Consider the following 17,939-nt stretch of genomic DNA (forward strand, 5'->3'; position numbering starts at 1 on the left):
TTGCCTTGGAGGAGGAAAATGAGAATCTTGCGAACTGACTGTAACCAAGTCGGCAATACGAGCGAACTATAGCCATGTGGGTATGACGACCACGGAAACCGAGCTCAAGGCACTCATGCTTGCCAGCCAGGATGGCGATGCTGCGGCGCATCGCATGCTGCTTGAGCGGCTGAGCCGCCATTTGCGCGCCTATTACAAGGGCAAGTTCGCGAAAATAGGCCGAGGCGTGGCGGAGGCCGAGGATCTGGTTCAGGAGGCCGTGCTGGCGATTCACCTCCAGCGACACACCTACGATCCGCAGGAGCTGTTAACGCCCTGGGTGCACGCGATCGCGCGCTACAAGCTGATCGATTTTCTCCGCCGAAACCGGGCCTCGGTTACCGACGTGCCGATCGACGAGGCGGGCGACGTCATTGCCAATGACGATAACCTCAGTGCCGAGAGCAGCTTCGATCTCAGGCGGTTGCTCAAACACCTGCCGGAAAAGATGCAATGCGCGATCGAGGCCGTGAAACTCGACGGGCTGAGCGTCGCTGAAGCGGCACAGCGCTGCCACATCTCGGAATCGGGCGTGAAGGTCAATATTCACCGCGGGCTAAAGACCCTGGCGGCGTTGATCGCACAGAGGACGCAAACATGAAGACGGACGAGCTGATCAGCGCGCTCAGCGCGGGTGTCGAACCGGTCAACCGGCGACAGGTCAACCGCAGCGTCGGCACTGCGCTTGTGGTTGGAATGGCCGTTGCAATCGGAGTCACGTTCTTGGCACTCGGTGTCCGCACCGACCTGACCACGCCACGCACCCTGATTTTTCTGTTCCTGAAGATCGCATTCGCGTTCGGCACCACAGGCGCGGCGGCGGTCTATCTGGCACGGCTGGCGCGGCCTGGCGGGGAACGAAGGGTATCCCCGGGCCTCGCCGCACTGCCCTTTGTGGCGATCCTCCTGCTTGCCGGCATCAGCCTTGGGCAGGCGCCGAGTTCACACTGGGACAGGATGGTGATGGGCGATCAATGGCTCGAATGCCTCATCTCGATTCCGATCATCGCGATTGTACCGTTTGCCGTCGTCATCTGGGCTGTGCGACAGGCAGCTCCGACCAATCTGGTCCGTACCGGCGCCTTCAGCGGGCTCGTCGCAGGTGGCATGAGCGCGATGGCCTATGCGCTTCACTGCACCGACGACTCGCTGCCCTTCGTCGCGCTCTGGTATGGCGGTACGATCGTGCTGTGCACCCTCGCAGGCGCATTGTTGGGACCCCGACTGCTGCGCTGGTGAGAGGCTGCACTCACGTCGGCGTGAGCCTGTAACCGTGTCGCGGATGGCTCCGAACTCCTCAGAAGAAGCGCAACAGAGGCGCTTCCGCGAAAATCATGGAGCCGGAACTATGTTGACGAAGAGCCTTCTCGCACTCACGCTTCTCTTGGCCGTCTCGGTCAGCGCCCATGCGGGCTCGACCATTTCCGACAGGAGCTATTGGCCGAATGAGGCCAGGCAAACCTCGCAATCCAGAACGTTTGTCCTACCTCAAGGCCCGTATTCCGCGTTGGCCTATGATCGACAAGCTCCTGAGCTGCCCGCCACCGCACCGGCGGGCGGCGCATCCGGATGGCGTTATCAGGGAGGCCCCAAATCCCACTAGGATTGCGCAATAACATGGTACTCCGCGATCGCTCGAAACGGTTAACCACCAGCGCTCCCTGCTCTCACACTTGTGAACCGGGGGACTTTCCAGTGTTGCCACCGTGTGAGAGTGTCGCGCAATGATGGCTTGTCGCATCCTCAGGCTAGTGCTCGCGGTCCTCGTGACCGCGGGGCTGATGGTTGCGCCGCTGGTGACACCAGCAGCGGCGGAGCCCCTGATGGCTAGCGACATGCAGATGACCGGCGCACAGGACATGTCGGCGGACATGCCGTGCTGCCCCGACGAGCAGAACAGCAAGCAATGCCAGGACTGCCCGCTCCTCGCGATCTGCATGCTGAAGGCGTTGCAGGCAGGACCTGTCGTCGCGACCGCCATCCGCTATGCGCGTCCTCTCGCGCTGCTTCGGCCGCTCGATGATGCCATCGGCGACGGCCTCACCCGCCCACCTCCGGATCATCCCCCTCGATCGATCGTCTGACAGGCGCTCCGCCGCCTGGTGAACATGCGTGCCGCAATCGGCGCGCATGGCTGCATACCGTCTTGCGACGCGTCACGTCGTTGCGTGCGACTCCATCAGACCCATCGAGGAAATTGAAATCATGACAACGTCCCACGTCGCGCGCGCCGCCATGGCCGCGCTGATCGCAACCGCGTTTGCGACCTCCGCACGCGCCGAAATCAAGAACTATGAATTCCAGCTCATGCAGCCGACCGTCAAGGCCGGCGCCGATCGCATCGTGACGGTACGGCTGGTCAACAAGACCTCCGGCAAGACCGTGCCGGATGCCGTGGTCTTCGCCAGCCGGCTCGACATGGCGCCCGACGGCATGCAGGAGATGGCCACCAAGGTCACGCCGATGCCGGGCACCGAGCCCGGCACCTACCGTTTCAAGGCCACCTTCGGCATGGCCGGGCGCTGGCAGCTCTCGCTTGGCGCCAAGGTGCAGGGCGAAAGCGGCACGGTCGAAAACAAGCTCGTCGTCACGGCCGAGCAATGAGCAAGAGCCGCCTCATCGGCACTGCCGCTGCGCTTGTCGCAGCGGTAGGCGCCGCGCTGTTTGCCGGCAGCTTTTTGCCGGCGAATGGCGATCCGATTTTGTTCGCAGCGAATGCGGCGGATACGGTCGCCCCGCTCTATTATCAGGATCCGGACGGCAAGCCGCTCTATTCGCCGACGCCGAAGAAGACCGAGGACGGCCGCGACTACGTCGCCGTACCGGCGCCGTCCGATGCCGACGAGCCTAAAGGCGAGCACAAGGCCGATCGCAAGATCAAATATTACCGCAACCCGATGGGCCTGCCCGACACCTCACCAGTGCCGAAGAAGGATTCGATGGGGATGGATTACATCGCCGTCTATGACGGCGACGACAGCGACGACGGTTCGGTCAAGCTGTCGCCCGGCAAAATCCAGCGCAGCGGCGTCAAATCGGAGCCTGCCGAACTACGGCGGCTGCGGACGCTGGTGCGCGCGCCCGGCACTATCCAGCTCGACGAACGCCGGATCTCGGTCATCGCCATGCGCGCCGAGAGTTTTGTGCAGAAGGTTGCCGACGTCACCACCGGAAGCCGCGTGACCAAGGGGCAGTCGCTGATGGAGATCTACAGTCCGGCCGTATCGTCCGCAGCGGCCGAATATCTCGCGACCATCACCTCGAAGACGACCGCGGGCATCGAACCCTACGGCCGGGGCTCGCGGCAGCGGCTGGTCAATCTCGATGTCCCCGAACCCGTCATCGCCGAGATGGAGAAGAGCCATGCGGTGCCGATCACCATCCAATGGTCGTCGCCGCGTGACGGCATCGTGCTCCAGCGCAACGCCATCGACGGCATGCGCGCCCAGCCCGGCGACATCCTGTTTCGCATCGCCGATATCTCGCTGGTGTGGGCCAATGTCGACGTCGCCGAGCGCGACCTCGGCGGCATTGCCGTCGGCCAGCCCGTGACGGTGCGGGCGCGCAGCTATCCCGGTCGGGATTTTGACGGCCGGATCAGCGTCATCTATCCGCAGCTGAACAAGGAAACGCGCACGGCGCGGATACGGATCGAACTCGCCAACGACGATCTCGCGCTGCTTCCCGACATGTATGTCGATGCCGCGATAGATACCGGCAATCCGGCGCCGGTGCTCAGCGTGGCCGAAAGCGCGGTGCTCGACACCGGCAGCCGGCAGGCCGTCCTGGTCGACAAGGGACAGGGCCGCTTCGAGCCGCGCGAGGTCAAGCTCGGGCGGCGGGGCGATGGGTATGTCGAGATCCGCGACGGGCTTGCCGAGGGCGACGTCATCGTCACCTCCGCCAACTTCCTGATCGATGCCGAGAGCAACCTCAAGGCGGCCCTCAAAGGACTCGCCGAAGGCGGCAACGTCCAAGGCACTAACGCGCAAGGCACTGATGCGCACGGCGGCCACGCGATGGGAGGCAAGCCATGATCGCGCGCATCATCGCCTGGTCGGCACGCAACCTGCTGCTGGTCCTGTTCGGCACCGGCTTTGCCGCCGCGGCCGGCCTCTATGCCTTGCTCCATCTGCCGCTGGACGCCATTCCAGACCTCTCCGACACCCAGGTCATCGTCTACACCGAATATCAGGGCCAGGCGCCCCAGGTGATCGAGGATCAGGTCACCTATCCCCTCACCACTGCGATGCTGACGGTGCCAAGGTCGAAGGTGGTGCGCGGCTTCTCCTTCTTCGGCGTCTCCTTCGTCTACGTCATCTTCGAGGACGGTACCGACATCTACTGGGCCCGTTCGCGCGTGCTCGAATTCCTCAACGGCGCCGCGTCGCGGCTGCCCGCCGGCGTCACGCCCACGATCGGGCCCGACGCCACCGGCGTCGGCTGGGTCTACCAATATGCGGTGATGTCCAAGGAATTGAATCTCGCCGAGACGCGGACGATCCAGGACTGGAATCTGAAGTTTGCGCTCGCCAAGGCGGAAGGCGTGGCGGAGATCGCGAGCATCGGCGGCTTCGTGCGGCAATACAACGTCATCCTCGATCCGCAGCGCATGCGCGACCTCGGCATCACCATGCAGAAGATGCGCGATGCCATCCGCGCCAGCAATGCCGACGTCGGCGGCCGCACCGTCGAGCTTTCCGAGTTCGAATATGTCATTCGCGGCAAGGGCTATCTGAAAAGCGTCGACGACATCGGCAACATCGTGCTGAAGACCGACAACGGAACGCCGGTCAAGCTGCGCGACGTCGCCCGCGTCGAGCTCGGACCGGACGAGCGGCGCGGCATCGCCGAGCTCAACGGCGAGGGCGAGGTGGCGAGCGGCATCGTGCTGCAGCGCTTCGGCATGAACGCACTCGACGTAATCGAGGGCGTCAAGAAGCGATTCAGGGAGATCGCAACCAGCCTGCCGAAATCGGTCGAGATCGTTCCGGTCTACGACCGCTCCAACCTGATCAAGGCCGCGATCGAGACGCTCCGGCATACGCTGCTCGAGGAGAGCATCGTGGTGGCGCTGGTCTGCATCGTGTTCCTGCTGCATGTCCGCAGCGCGCTGGTTGCCATCCTGATGCTCCCCGTCGGGGTGCTGATGGCGTTCGGGGCGATGAAGCTGCTCGGGATCGGCTCCAACATCATGAGCCTCGGCGGCATCGCGATCGCGATCGGCGCCATGATCGACGCGGCGATCGTCATGATCGAGAACGCGCACAAGCATCTCGAGCGCGCCGCGCCCGGCCATTCGCGGGTGGCGATCCTGATCGAGGCCGCCGCCGAGGTCGGCCCGGCGCTGTTCTTCAGCCTGCTGATCATCACCGTCTCGTTCATGCCGATCTTCACCCTGGAATCGCAGGAGGGCCGGCTGTTCAGCCCGCTCGCCTTCACCAAGACCTTCGCGATGGCGGCGGCGGCGCTGCTGTCGGTCACGCTGGTGCCGGCGCTGATGGTGATCTTCGTCCGCGGCAGGATCATCCCGGAGCACAAGAACCCGATCAACCGCTTCCTGATCTGGATCTACCGGCCGGTGATTTCGGGCGTGCTGCGGGCGCGGATCCCAGTGATCCTGCTCGCGCTTGGCGTGCTCGCCGCGTCGATCTGGCCGGCAGGCCGGCTCGGCTCCGAGTTCATGCCGAATCTCAACGAAGGCGCCCTGCTCTACATGCCGACGACGCTTCCCGGCATTTCCGTGACCAAGGCGGCCGAGCTGATGCAGACCCAGGACCGCATCATCCGCTCGTTTCCGGAAGTGGCCTCGGTCTACGGCAAGGCCGGTCGTGCGGCAACCGCGACAGATCCGGCGCCATCGGAGATGTTCGAGACCATCGTCGACCTCAAGCCGAAGGAGCAGTGGCGCGCCGGCGTGACGATCGACAGCCTGATCGCCGAGATGGACAAGGCGCTGCAGTTTCCGGGCGTCTCCAACGCCTGGACCATGCCGATCAAGGCGCGCATCGACATGCTCTCGACCGGCATCCGTACCCCCGTTGGCATCAAGGTCATGGGCAGCGATCTCGCCGGAATCGACAAGCTGGCCCGGCAGATCGAGCAGGTGCTCAAGGCGGTGCCCGGCACCTCCTCGGCCTATGCCGAGCGGAGCCTCGGCGGCTACTATCTCGAGATCACGCCGGACCGCGAGGCGCTGTCGCGTTACGGCATCATGGTGCAGGACGTGCAGGACACGATTGCGACCGCGCTCGGCGGCCAAACGGTGACGACGACCGTCGAGGGCCGGCAGCGCTTCACCGTCAACATGCGCTATCCGCGCGACCTGCGCGACAATCCGAAGGCGATCGCCAGCGACATCCTGGTGCCGATGCCGGGCGGCGGCGCCGTCCCGCTCGGCGAGGTCGCAAGCGTCACGCCGGCGCGCGGGCCGACCTCGATCCGGACCGAGAACGGCCAGCTCGCCACCTACATCTATGTCGACATCCGCGACCGTGACCTCGGCGGCTATGTCGCCGATGCGAGGGCCGCGGTGCAGGCGAGCGTCCAGTTCCCATCAGGCTATTACGTGGTCTGGAGCGGGCAATACGAATATCTGGAACGCGCCACCGCGCGGCTGAAGATCGTGGTGCCGGTGACGCTGCTGATCATCTTCCTGCTGCTCTACCTCAACTTCCGCTCGATCACCGAGACCATGATCGTGATGCTCTCCCTGCCCTTCGCCCTCGTCGGCGGCCTGTGGCTGATGTGGTGGCTCGGCTTCAACCTCTCGGTCGCGGTCGCGGTCGGCTTCATCGCGCTCGCGGGCGTGGCGGCCGAGACCGGCGTGGTGATGCTGATCTATCTCAACCACGCCCTTGCCGAAGCCGAAGCGCGCTGCGCGCGCGCCGGACGCGTCCTGACCCGCGACGATCTCGACAAGGCGATCATGGAGGGCGCGGTCGAGCGCGTCCGCCCGAAGATGATGACGGTGGTTGCGATCATGGCCGGCCTGCTGCCGATCATGTGGAGCAGCGGGACGGGCTCGGAGATCATGCAGCGGATCGCCGTGCCCATGATCGGCGGCATGATCTCGTCGACGCTGCTGACGCTGATCGTGATCCCCGCAATCTTCGGCCTGGTGAAGGGCTTCGGGCTGCGTACGGGCGATGGGGCTGTCGCGTCGGAGCAAATTCCGGAGGCCGCCGAATGAGCTCGTAATCCCCCGGAATGTTGCGCCCCGGTCGCGCTCGCATCAAGAGGTGCGGCTGCGACGTTGAGTTCCCCACACGTAACACTATTGCGGGTCGACACTGTTCCCGCTGCCATGCTAGGCCAGCCGAACCGACAGCGAGAGTGAATTCGTGGTCCTGAATCGCCGACCCTTCAGACGGAGCACCACGCGCCATTGGCGCAGGCTCGTGGCTGTGTTCGTCGCGGTCATGTATCTGCTCTCGGGCGCGCTCCACGGCGCCCACGACATCGATGTGACCAGCCCGTCCGGCGGCTCCGAGATCGCGGCGATGCTCGACCACGGCGCGGCCGGCCATGGCGATCATAAGGCGCTTGCCGGCCATCACTGCCACGGCTGCTTCTCCATCGCTGTCGTGCAACCGGTGCAGCCGGAAGCCGCGGCCGATGTGATGGCCGCGCCGGTCCCGCAGCGGCAGCCGGCGCTCGCCGGCATCGCGCCCGATACGGCATCCCCGCCCCCCAAGCACCTGACCTGAACGGATCAGCCGGGCGCCCCATCGCGCCCATCGGTTCTCCTTCACAGGTTCTGTTCATGTTTTGCAGGCGACTGGCTGCGCGCATCGCGTGCGCGCTGGCTATTCTCATCAGCCCACCCCTGGTGCTGACGTCACACGCCCAGACGCTGACCATGCGCGCGGCGCTCTCGCGCGCGCTGGCCGCGAGCCCGCGCCTGACGGCGGCGGAGCGCGACGTCGGCATCGCCACCGGTCAGCGCATCCAGGCCGGCGCGCTCCTCAATCCGGAACTGTCCTATGAACAGGACAATTCATTCGGGTCGGGCATCTATCGCGGCACGAAATCGGCCGAGACCACGCTCCAGATCAGCCAGGCCTTCGAGCTGTTCGGCAAGCGGGACGCCAGGATCGCGGCCGGACAGGCCGGCATCGAGGTCGCCGCGATCCAGCGCAAGGCCGTCAGGCTGGAAGTGCTGTCGGAGACGGCGATCGCCTTCCTCAGCGTGCTCGGCGCGCAGCGGCGGATCCAGATCCTGGACGAGCAGATCGCCGCGATCGACCGGCTGACGCCGCTGCTCCGCCGCCGCGTGGAAGCCGGCGCCTCCTCTCCGGCCGAGACCGGCCGCGCCGAGGTCGCCTCCGCCCTGGTGAAGGCCGACCGCGAGCGATTCAAGGCGACGCTGGCAAGCGCCCGGCGCGAGCTCGCGGTGCTGATGGGCGATCCCTCTGCGAAATTCGGCGAGGTCTCCGGCCGGCTCGACACCACGGGGCGCCCGCCGACGTTCCAGTCGGTGGTCGCCGCCATCGATGCCAATCCGCAATTGGTGCGCTGGACGGCGGTCTTTGCCCAGCGCAATGCCGAACTATTGATGGCGCGGCTCAAGCCCTATCCGGACGTGCGGATCGCGGCCGGCTGGCGCCATTTCAACGAAACCAATGACGATGCGGCGCGCCTCACCGTCTCGGTGCCGATACCCGTGTTCGACCAGAACCAGGGCAACATCCTCTCGGCGCAGGAAAGCCTCGCCAAGACCGGGGCCGAGCGCGAGGCCAACCGCAACACGCTGATCGTGATTGCCGGCCGTGCCTATGACTCGCTCCAGGGCTCGCTGCGCGAGCTCGCGGTGCTGCGCGAGATCGCCATCCCCAAGGCCACTGAGGCTGCGGAAGCGATCTCGCAAGGCTACGGCCAGGGCCGCTTCTCCCTGCTCGAAGTGCTCGACGCGCAAGCGAGCGTGACCCAGGCGCGGCTGCGCGAGCAGGAAGCGCTGCAGAATTTCCATGCCGGTGTGGCGACCATCGAAGGCCTCGTCGGCAATCCCTTTGCGCTGGCCCGGGAGGGCGCTCGATGAAGACATCCTCCACAATCCTCGTCGCGATCGTGACCGCAGCGCTCGGTGCCTATGGCTACGCCATGCTTGCAGCGCCCAAGGTCGCACCGACCGAACATGCCGCGGACAAGAAGCCGGAGAAACCAAACGACCACGTCGAGCAGGACGAGCATGGCGCCGACCGCATCCGCATCTCCGACGTCAAGCTCGCGGCCGCCGGCGTGACGCTGGCGGAAGCCGCGGGCGCCACGCTGACCGACACGCTGGCCTTCAACGGTATCCTGCGCGCCAATCAGGAAGCCGTGGTGCAGGTGACACCGCGCTTTCCGGGCGTCGCCAAGTCGATCCAGAAGCGCATCGGCGACAAGGTCGCCAGGGACGACCTGCTCGCCGCGATCGAGAGCAATCAGAGCCTCACGGTCTATGAGCTGAAGGCGCCGATCGCCGGCACCATCATCGAGCGGCAGATCTCGCTCGGCGAATACGCCTCCGAGCAGAAACCGGCCTTCGTCGTCGCCGACCTCTCCAGCATCTGGGTCGACCTGTCGATCTACCGGCAGGACCTCCGGCGCGTCCGCCTCAACGACGAGGTGCTGATCGACCCCGACGATGGCCGCGGCGAGATCAAGGGCGCGATCTCCTACATAGCGCCGATCGGCTCGAGCGAGACCCAGACCGCGCTGGCGCGCGTGGTGCTGCCAAATCCCGACGGCCGGCTCCGCCCCGGCCTGTTCGTCACGGCGCGGCTGATCCTCGCCGCACGCAATGTCGCAGTTGCCGTGCGGCGAAGTGCGATCCAGACGCTGGAGAACAAAACCATCGTGTTCGTCCGCGAGGACGGCGACAAGATCGAGGCACGTCCGGTCGAGCTCGGCGATTCCGATCCGAAATTCGTGGAGATCCGCGCAGGCCTTTTGGCCGGCGAGCGCTACGTCGCCGAGAACAGTTTTGTGGTCAAGGCGGAGATGGGCAAGGGAGACGCCGACCATGATTGACGCCCTCCTCGCCTTCTCCATTCGTCAACGATGGCTCGTCGTTCTGTTCGCGCTCGTCGCCGGCGGCTTCGGCGCCTGGAATTTCACCCGCCTGCCGATCGACGCGGTGCCCGACGTCACCAACGTCCAGGTCCAGATCAACACGCGCGCGCCGGGCCTGTCGCCGCTCGAAGCGGAGCAGCGCATCACCTTCCCGATCGAGACCGCGATGGGCGGCCTGCCCAGGCTCGACTACACCCGCTCGATCTCGCGCTACGGCCTGAGCCAGGTCACCGTCGTGTTCCAGGACGGCACCGACATCTACTTCGCGCGCCAGCTCGTCAACGAGCGCATCCAGCAGGCAAAGGACCTGCTGCCTGCAGGCACCGAGGTCGCGATGGGGCCGATCTCGACCGGGCTCGGCGAGATCTATGTCTACTCGGTCGAGGCCAAGGCCGGCGCGAAGTCACCGACCGGCGCCGAGTTCACGCCGACGGAACTGCGCACCATCCAGGACTGGATCATCAAGCCGCAACTGCGCACCATCCCCGGCGTGATCGAGGTCAACTCGATCGGCGGCTATGAGCGGCAATTCCACGTGCTGCCGATCCCCGGCCGGCTGATGGCCTACAAGCTCGGCTTCCGCGACATCATGACGGCGCTGGCCGCCAACAACGCCAATGTCGGCGCCGGCTATATCGAGCGCAACGGCGAGCAATATCTCGTCCGCGCACCCGGCCAAGTCGCCAATATCGAGGACATCAGGGACATCGTGATCGGCTCGCGCGGCGGCGTGCCGGTGCGCATCCGCGACGTCGCCGACGTCCAGGAAGGCCAGGACCTGCGCTCGGGCGCCGCGACCACCAACGGCAGCGAAACCGTCCTCGGCACCGCCATGCTGCTGATCGGCGAGAACAGCCGCACCGTAGCCCAGCGCGTCAAGGCGAGGCTCACGGAGATCGCGAAATCGCTTCCCGACGGCGTGATCGCGCGCGCCGTCTACGACCGCACGCATCTGGTGGAAGCGACCATCCAGACCGTCGAGAAGAACCTCGTCGAAGGCGCGGCGCTAGTGATCGCGGTGCTGTTCCTGATCCTCGGCAACATCCGCGCCGCACTGATCACGGCCTGCGTCATCCCGCTGTCGATGCTGTTCACGATATCAGGCATGGTCGAGAGCAAGGTCAGCGCCAATCTGATGAGCCTCGGCGCAATCGACTTCGGCATCATCGTCGACGGCGCGGTCATCATCGTCGAAAACTGCCTGCGGCTGCTCGCTGCCGAGCAGCACCGGCGCGGCCGGCTGCTGTCGCTCGAGGAACGGATGGAGACGATCCGCGCCGGCAGCAGCGAGGTCATCAAGCCGAGCCTGTTCGGCACGCTCATCATCGCCGTGGTCTATCTGCCGGTCCTGACCCTGACGGGGACCGAAGGCAAGATGTTCACGCCGATGGCCCTCACGGTGCTGATGGCGCTCGCGGGCGCGGCGCTGTTGTCGATCACCTTCGTCCCGGCCGCGGTGGCGATCTTCGTGACCGGCAGGGTCTCGGAGACGGAAAACCTCTTCATGCGGGCCGCCAAGCGGTTCTATGTGCCGCTGCTCGACCGCGCCATCCGCTACCGCGGCAGCGTCGCGTTTGGCGCCGTCCTGATCGTCGCCGGCAGCGTCTTCGCCGCGACACGCATGGGCGGCGAATTCATCCCGAGCCTCGACGAGGGCGACATCACCATCGAGACCATCCGGATTCCCGGCACCAGCCTGACCCAGAGCGTCGACATGCAGATTCGGCTGGAGAAGGCGGTCAAGCAAGTGCCGGAGGTCGCGACCATCTTCTCCAAGGTCGGTACCGCCGAGATCGCCAACGACCCGATGCCGCCGAACGCCGCCGACACCTATGTCACGCTCAAGCCGCGCGAGGAATGGCCCGATCCCGCCAAGCCGAAGAACGAGGTGATCGAGGAGATCGAACGCGCCGCCAACACCCTGCCCGGCACCGCCTATGGCATGACCCAGCCGATCCAGATGCGCTTCAACGAGCTCATCGCCGGCATCCGCAGCGACGTCGGCGTCAAGATCTTCGGCGACGATCTCGACGTGCTCGCCGGCATCGCCCAGCAGGTCAACGGCGTGGTCCGCGGCATCGAGGGCGCCGCCGACGTCAAGACCGAGCAGGTCGCGGGCCTGCCGATCCTCACCGTCAAGCTCGATCGCCAGGCGCTGTCGCGCTATGGCCTCAGCCTCAGCGAGGTGCAGAACCTCCTCGAGATCGCGATCGGCGGCAAGCCGGTCGGCAAGCTGTTCGAAGGCGATCGCCGCTTCGACATCGTGGTCCGGCTGCCGGAAAGCCTGCGTGCCGACCCCGACACGATCAAGTCGCTGCCGATCCCGCTGCCGCCGGGCGAAGACGTCGCGGCCGTCACGAAAACCGCCTGGCCGGGGACATCGGGAACGACGCCGCGCTACGTGCCCCTCTCTTCCGTTGCGGCAATCGAGATCGCGCCGGGTCCCAACCAGATCAGCCGCGAGAACGGCAAGCGCCGCGTCGTGGTGATGGCCAACGTTCGCGGGCGCGATTTGCGCTCCTTCGTCGCCGAGACGCAAGCCGCCGTCGCGGAGAAGGTCAAGCTGCCGCCGGGCTACTGGATCCGCTGGGGAGGCCAGTTCGAGCAGCTGGTCTCGGCCACCAAGCGGCTGACCATCGTGGTGCCGGTGGCGCTGCTGCTGGTGTTCCTGCTGCTGTTCATGGGCATGGGATCGGCGGCTGATGCGGCGCTGGTGTTCTCCGGCGTGCCGCTGGCTTTGACGGGCGGCGTCGCGGCGCTCTTGCTGCGCGGCATCCCGCTGTCCATCAGCGCCGGCGTCGGCTTCATCGCGCTGTCGGGCGTCGCCGTACTCAACGGCCTCGTCATCATCGCCTTCATCGAGCGGCTGCGCAGCGAGGGACGATCCGTTGCGGAGGCGGTGCGCGAGGGCGCGCTGACCCGGCTGCGCCCGGTGCTGATGACCGCGCTGGTCGCCTCGCTCGGCTTCGTGCCGATGGCGCTCGCCACCGGCGCCGGCGCCGAGGTGCAGCGGCCGCTCGCAACCGTGGTGATCGGCGGCATCATCTCCTCGACCGTGCTGACGCTCCTTGTGCTACCGGCGCTCTACATGCTGTTCCGGCGTGACGTGGCAAGCGAAACGCCTACAATGGCGGCTGATTTGGCAGCGTCCGGGGAGCGCTAGGTTTGGGCAGCCACGACCACCACGGCGATCACCATCATGACGATGCAGGTCACGGGCATGATCATGGTCGTGGTCTCGGCCACGCGCATGTCCATGCGCCCGCCAGTTTCGGCAAGGCCTTCGCGATCGGCATTTCGCTCAACACTGCGCTGGTCGTGGCCGAGGCGGTCTATGGCTATATCGGCAACTCCACCGCCCTGCTCGCGGACGCCGGACACAATCTCTCCGACGTGCTCGGCCTGGTCGTGGCGTGGGGCGCCGCAATCGCGGCGCGGCGCGCGCCGAGCGGACGCTTCACCTACGGCCTGCGTGCCTCGACCATCCTGGCGGCACTGGCCAATGCCGTGTTCCTGCTGGTCGCGACCGGCGCGATCGGCTGGGAGGCGATTTTACGCCTGCGCGAGCCGGAGCCGGTCGCGGGGGTGACCGTGATGGTGGTCGCCGGCATCGGCATCCTCGTCAACGGCTTCACCGCCATGCTGTTCGCGAGCGGTCGCAAGGACGACATCAACATCGAGGGCGCCTATCTGCACATGGCCGCCGACGCCGCCGTCTCGCTTGGCGTCGTCGTCTCGGCGGCGCTGATCATCTGGACCGGCTGGCTCTGGCTCGACCCCGTCACCAGCCTCGTCATCTGCGCCGCCATTCTCTGGAGCACGACCAGCCTGCTCCGCGGCTCCATCGACATGTCAATGGCGGCCGCCCCCAAGGGCACCGACCTCGCCGCGATCAGGGCGCTCCTGCTGGCGCGCCCGGGTGTGTCCGCGATCCACGATCTGCACGTCTGGCCGATCTCGACCACCGAGACGGCGCTGACCTGCCATCTCGTCATGCCCGCAGGTAGCGGCGATGCGTTCCTGATGGAGACCGCGCAGATGCTGAAGACATCCTTCCGCATCGGCCACACCACGCTTCAGGTGGAGACGCATCCGGATAATGGCTGTGCGCTGGCGCCGGATGACGTGGTGTGAAACGGCATTTGCTCAGCTTCAACTGCGCACAACCGCGTCGAGCAGCGAGCGCTACGACGCCTTCGCCGTCACGATCCAGATCGCGCCCTGAAGCGCCACCGACTGTCCCTTCAAGAACGGCGCGAGCGTCTTGCGGATCGAGGCCTTAGCGGCCTCATACGTCTCCGGCGGATGCCCTTGCAGCGCTCGGCTGGCGGGGCCGATCTGGAGCGAGCCCTCGACGGCGGCATCGAGGCCGCCGCCGATGGCGATATCCATCGCGAGATTGTGCGGCTCCGTCGCCACATCGACGAAGCCCGCCCCTTTCAGGATGCGCATCACGCGCTCTTCGGATGCGAAGGCGAACGGGCCCGGCTCCTCCGGCCCGACCGGCGGCATTTTGGGCACGTGCTTGTAGACCGCCATCAGCGGCGCCATCATCCACGGGTTCTCCTTCGGCTCGCGCCAGCAGGCGAAGGCGAGCCGCCCGGACGGCTTCAGCGCGCGACGAAGGTTGGTGAAGGACGCAATGGGATCGGCGAAGAACATCACGCCGAAGCGCGAGGCCAGGAGGTCAAAGCTCGCCGGCTCGAACGGATGCACCGTCGCATCCGCCAGCACGAAATCGAGCGGCAGGCCCTTTGGCGCCAGCGCACGCGCCTGCGACAACATGGGGTCGGAGACATCGAGGCCGAGCGCGAAGCCATCAGGCGCCACCGCCTTCGCAAATGCCACCGTCGTTGCGCCGGAGCCGCAGCCGACGTCGATCACGCGCTCGCCCGGCTTCGGCCCGGCGCGATCGATCAGGACATCCGCGATCGGCCCGAGCAGCCTCTCCTGCACCGCATGTCGATCGGCCCAGCGTTGCCCGCTGGGGCCGTTCCAATAGGCGATCTGGTCGACATTCTGCTCGTGTCCGCTGGGTTGCTGCATCGGGACCTCATCGCGCACTCACGCGCCGTTCAGCCCATATCACGAACCGAAGTTGCGGCCCATTCAAATTGAAGGTCGGACGGGCACCGCTTGGATGCTTGTGCCTGGAGCCTACGAATTCGGCCAGGGCAGTTGGGCCTTGAGCTTCTCGCCAAGCAACTCCTCGCCGCAGGCGCTCAGATGATCGGGATCGCTGAACGTCAGACAATCGCCGGTCAGCAGGAAATACTGATCGACCTTGAGCACGTCGTAGAATGACAGATACTTGAAGGTCTGTGGCCCTTCGGCGACTTCCTTGGCAATCTCGGCGTCCAGCGCCTTGAAATGATGGAGCGAGACGGGATTCATCCTGAACGCGTCCCTTGCGATTGACGGCGGATCGCGGAAGTTGACCCGTGCTTCGACAAAGGGACCGAGCCACACGATCTTCGCCAGCGGCGCGATCGTCCGCAGATAGTTGATCGTGAAGGCGACCTTCTCGTAATTGATGAGATATCCCGTCTTCCACTCGAACAGGTGGTGGTTTTCCGAATTGCCTTCCAGGTCGGTCAGAAGGTGAGCTCCCGACACGTTGAAGACGATCCCGCGCACGGAAGCTCCGTTGCGATCGAGGAAGCCCTTGAGCCTGGAATACGGACAGGCATCGCTGTCGTTCCACGCACGGCAGCCTTCGTCGACCAGACCGACGACGAACTCGCCGGGGCTCGCCTTGGCCACCGCATTGTAGACGTTCTCGCCGTGGGAATCGCCGACGACCATGGTGGCCGGGCCAAACTTCTCGGCACAGGATCGAAACCGCGCCTCGAACGCCTCGTCCGGACGGGGAGACCAGAACTGGCAGCCGCTGTCGATCAGCCGGGCCTTGATATCGCGCAAGCCATATTGCTTGATGAGCGCATAGGCCCGCTGGGTCGCCATGTCGTTGCGGGCGAGATAGCTGTTCTCGAGCCCGCCGGTGAAGATGCCGACCAGTCCGAGGCCGGCCAGTCCCGCGGAGGCAGCACCGCAATAGGCGAACACCTCGTTCCGGGTGAACCGCTTGCGGTCGCGCGCCGGGCGCTCGACCAGCACGTAGGTCAGGTAGGCCAGGAGCAGCGCAATCGCCGAAAGGCCGATGAAGACCGGGATATTGGCCTCATAGATCGCGCCGAGCCGCGCAAACGCAAACACGGGCTGATGCCAGAGATAGGCGCTGTAGCTGATCAGGCCGATGCCAACGAGGCCGCGCGTCGCAACGATGCGGCCCGATAGCGTATCGGGTCGCAGGAACACGATCGCCAGCGCCGTGCCGAGTGTCGGCGGCAACGTGTAAACGCCGGGATAGGGAATGTTGTGATAGGTGAAGATCGGAATCGCGATCAATGCAAGACCGAGCAACGCAAGCGGCTCGGCGAGCCGGCGCGGCAGGCGCCGCGCTTCGGTCTCGATGCGGCACAGCGGCAGCAGCGCACCGATCAAAAGCTCCCAATACCTTGCCGGCAGGAGGTAGAAGGTCGCTGCCGTCGCGTGACGCGATCCCCAAACAGCGAGAGCGAAGCTCAGTACAGCGGTCGCGACAAACAACGCGATGGCGTGACGTCGACCGAGCTTGAGCAACAAGAACAGCGCGATCGGAAAGACCAGATAGAACTGCTCTTCGACCGCAAGGCTCCAAGTATGGACGAGTGGCTTGAGCTCGGTCGGCCCGTCGAAATATCCGCTTTGCGACCAGAAGAAGAAGTTCGAAACGAAACCGCAGACCGAGAGCAGGCTCCTGGCGAACTCCTCGAGATCGCGCGGGCTCAGCGAATAGATGGCGAACGGAATGCACGCAAGGCAGACCAGGAACAAAGGCGGCAAAATGCGCCGGGCGCGCCGCTCGTAGAAGCCGACGAAGCTGAAGCCGCCATTTTCATATTCGTCGAGGATGATCGACGTGATCAGATAGCCGCTGATCACGAAGAAGACGTCGACTCCGACAAAGCCGCCCGAGAATCCGGGAACCCCGGCATGATAGAGAATGACAGGCAGGACCGCGATCGCTCGCAGGCCGTCGATCTCCGGTCGGTAGGGCAGCTTGGTCGGCATATGGCCGGCGTCGGATCCAGGTGGTGCTTGGCAGGGCAGCCGCTCTACGCGTCCCAGTTCGGGCCGATATGCCCGACGCGAAGACCGGCCGCAAGCACAAGATGCAGCCGGAACCGATGGCCGTCGGCTCGGTGCTGCCCGCTCGGCCCGTTCCAATTGACGAGGCAGTACCGAAAAACGCGTTGGTGGGCGGTCACGGATTCGAACCGCGGACCCTCTCGGTGTAAACGAGATGCTCTAACCAGCTGAGCTAACCGCCCCTCGCCGCCTCTTTATCCCTACCCGCCCTCGGTGAGCAAGTACGGAACATCAATCCTGCGGCCTCCCCGGCAGCCCCGGCACGGCGTCGATCCACACTGCCGCCGACTGGCACCAGATCTGTCGGCTGGGCCTCAGAGCGTCGCGCTGGCGGATGCTGCCCCAGCGGATGCCCCAGTCGTCGGCCTGGTCGCCCTCGCCGCTGGTGAACAGCGGGGAACCACAGTCGGCGCAAAAATGCTGGAAGCGCATCCGGCCGTTGTCGCCGCGCTTGCCGTAGATTTTTGGCGTGCCGCCGGTGAGCTTGACGTCGCCGGCGGAACAGATCGCGGTGACCCGGAACGGTGATCCCGTCAGCGTCTGGCAGTCCTGGCAATGGCAGACCGAGACCGCCTCGGGGTCGATCTCGGCTTCAAAGGTGATCTGCCCGCAATGGCATTGCCCGTCGATCTGCATCGCCCTCGTTCCCTTGC

14 protein-coding genes and 1 tRNA gene are annotated in these 17,939 nt (G+C 65.6%); 11 read left to right on the forward strand and 4 right to left on the reverse strand.

Features of this window, described 5'->3' with window-relative positions:
- Positions 1–82: 82 nt before the first annotated feature.
- From WN73_RS21060 to WN73_RS21110, 11 genes are all read left to right on the forward strand, one after another.
- Positions 83–640 (forward strand): sigma-70 family RNA polymerase sigma factor, encoded by a 558-nt coding sequence (locus WN73_RS21060; protein ID WP_028171699.1) that lies wholly within the window; start codon positions 83–85, stop codon positions 638–640.
- Complete coding sequence (locus WN73_RS21065) at positions 637–1,278, forward strand: NrsF family protein (RefSeq protein ID WP_011087694.1); 642 nt, start codon at positions 637–639, stop codon at positions 1,276–1,278. The genes WN73_RS21060 and WN73_RS21065 overlap by 4 nt, the downstream gene beginning before the upstream one ends.
- A gap of 485 nt (positions 1,279–1,763) precedes the next feature.
- Positions 1,764–2,123, forward strand: coding sequence for a hypothetical protein (locus tag WN73_RS21070; RefSeq protein ID WP_028171698.1), 360 nt, complete (start codon positions 1,764–1,766; stop codon positions 2,121–2,123).
- 121 nt (positions 2,124–2,244) lie between these two features.
- Positions 2,245–2,643 carry a FixH family protein gene (locus tag WN73_RS21075; RefSeq protein ID WP_028171697.1) on the forward strand — a complete coding sequence of 133 codons (399 nt, stop codon included), beginning with the start codon at positions 2,245–2,247 and terminating at the stop codon, positions 2,641–2,643.
- The gene (locus WN73_RS21080; RefSeq protein WP_028171696.1) at positions 2,640–4,076 is read left to right on the forward strand and encodes an efflux RND transporter periplasmic adaptor subunit; all 1,437 of its coding nucleotides are present in this window, start codon (positions 2,640–2,642) and stop codon (positions 4,074–4,076) included. The genes WN73_RS21075 and WN73_RS21080 overlap by 4 nt, the downstream gene beginning before the upstream one ends.
- Positions 4,073–7,231, forward strand: coding sequence for an efflux RND transporter permease subunit (locus tag WN73_RS21085; protein ID WP_028171695.1), 3,159 nt, complete (start codon positions 4,073–4,075; stop codon positions 7,229–7,231). The genes WN73_RS21080 and WN73_RS21085 overlap by 4 nt, the downstream gene beginning before the upstream one ends.
- Before the next feature lie 151 nt (positions 7,232–7,382).
- The gene (locus WN73_RS21090) at positions 7,383–7,748 is read left to right on the forward strand and encodes a hypothetical protein (protein WP_028171694.1); all 366 of its coding nucleotides are present in this window, start codon (positions 7,383–7,385) and stop codon (positions 7,746–7,748) included.
- A 56-nt stretch (positions 7,749–7,804) separates the two neighbouring features.
- The gene (gene ihpA, locus WN73_RS21095; RefSeq protein WP_028171693.1) at positions 7,805–9,079 is read left to right on the forward strand and encodes a divalent metal ion exporter subunit IhpA; all 1,275 of its coding nucleotides are present in this window, start codon (positions 7,805–7,807) and stop codon (positions 9,077–9,079) included.
- The gene (gene ihpB, locus WN73_RS21100; RefSeq protein ID WP_028171692.1) at positions 9,076–10,053 is read left to right on the forward strand and encodes a divalent metal ion exporter adaptor subunit IhpB; all 978 of its coding nucleotides are present in this window, start codon (positions 9,076–9,078) and stop codon (positions 10,051–10,053) included. Before ihpA ends, ihpB begins: the two co-directional genes overlap by 4 nt.
- Entirely contained in the window at positions 10,046–13,258 is a 3,213-nt protein-coding gene (ihpC, locus tag WN73_RS21105) for a divalent metal ion exporter subunit IhpC (protein ID WP_028171691.1), read from the forward strand. Before ihpB ends, ihpC begins: the two co-directional genes overlap by 8 nt.
- A 2-nt stretch (positions 13,259–13,260) precedes the next feature.
- A complete protein-coding gene (locus tag WN73_RS21110) occupies positions 13,261–14,229 on the forward strand; it encodes a cation diffusion facilitator family transporter (RefSeq protein ID WP_028171690.1) in 969 nt (322 codons plus the stop codon).
- Between the two features lie 51 nt (positions 14,230–14,280).
- Here WN73_RS21110 and WN73_RS21115 read toward each other — a convergent pair whose 3' ends face one another.
- From WN73_RS21115 to WN73_RS21130, 4 genes are all read right to left on the reverse strand, one after another.
- Positions 14,281–15,141, reverse strand: coding sequence for a class I SAM-dependent methyltransferase (locus WN73_RS21115; protein WP_028171689.1), 861 nt, complete (start codon positions 15,139–15,141; stop codon positions 14,281–14,283).
- Positions 15,142–15,252: 111 nt separating this feature from the next.
- Positions 15,253–17,208, reverse strand: a complete 1,956-nt coding sequence (locus WN73_RS21120) for an acyltransferase family protein (protein WP_271554622.1) — start codon at positions 17,206–17,208, stop codon at positions 15,253–15,255.
- Positions 17,209–17,391: 183 nt separating this feature from the next.
- Positions 17,392–17,468, reverse strand: a tRNA-Val gene (locus WN73_RS21125).
- A 49-nt stretch (positions 17,469–17,517) separates the two neighbouring features.
- Positions 17,518–17,922 carry a GFA family protein gene (locus WN73_RS21130; protein WP_011087706.1) on the reverse strand — a complete coding sequence of 135 codons (405 nt, stop codon included), beginning with the start codon at positions 17,920–17,922 and terminating at the stop codon, positions 17,518–17,520.
- Positions 17,923–17,939 lie beyond the last annotated feature (17 nt).

This window comes from Bradyrhizobium sp. CCBAU 45394 (genome assembly GCF_028128655.1).
In the GTDB taxonomy this organism is placed as follows: domain Bacteria; phylum Pseudomonadota; class Alphaproteobacteria; order Rhizobiales; family Xanthobacteraceae; genus Bradyrhizobium; species Bradyrhizobium diazoefficiens.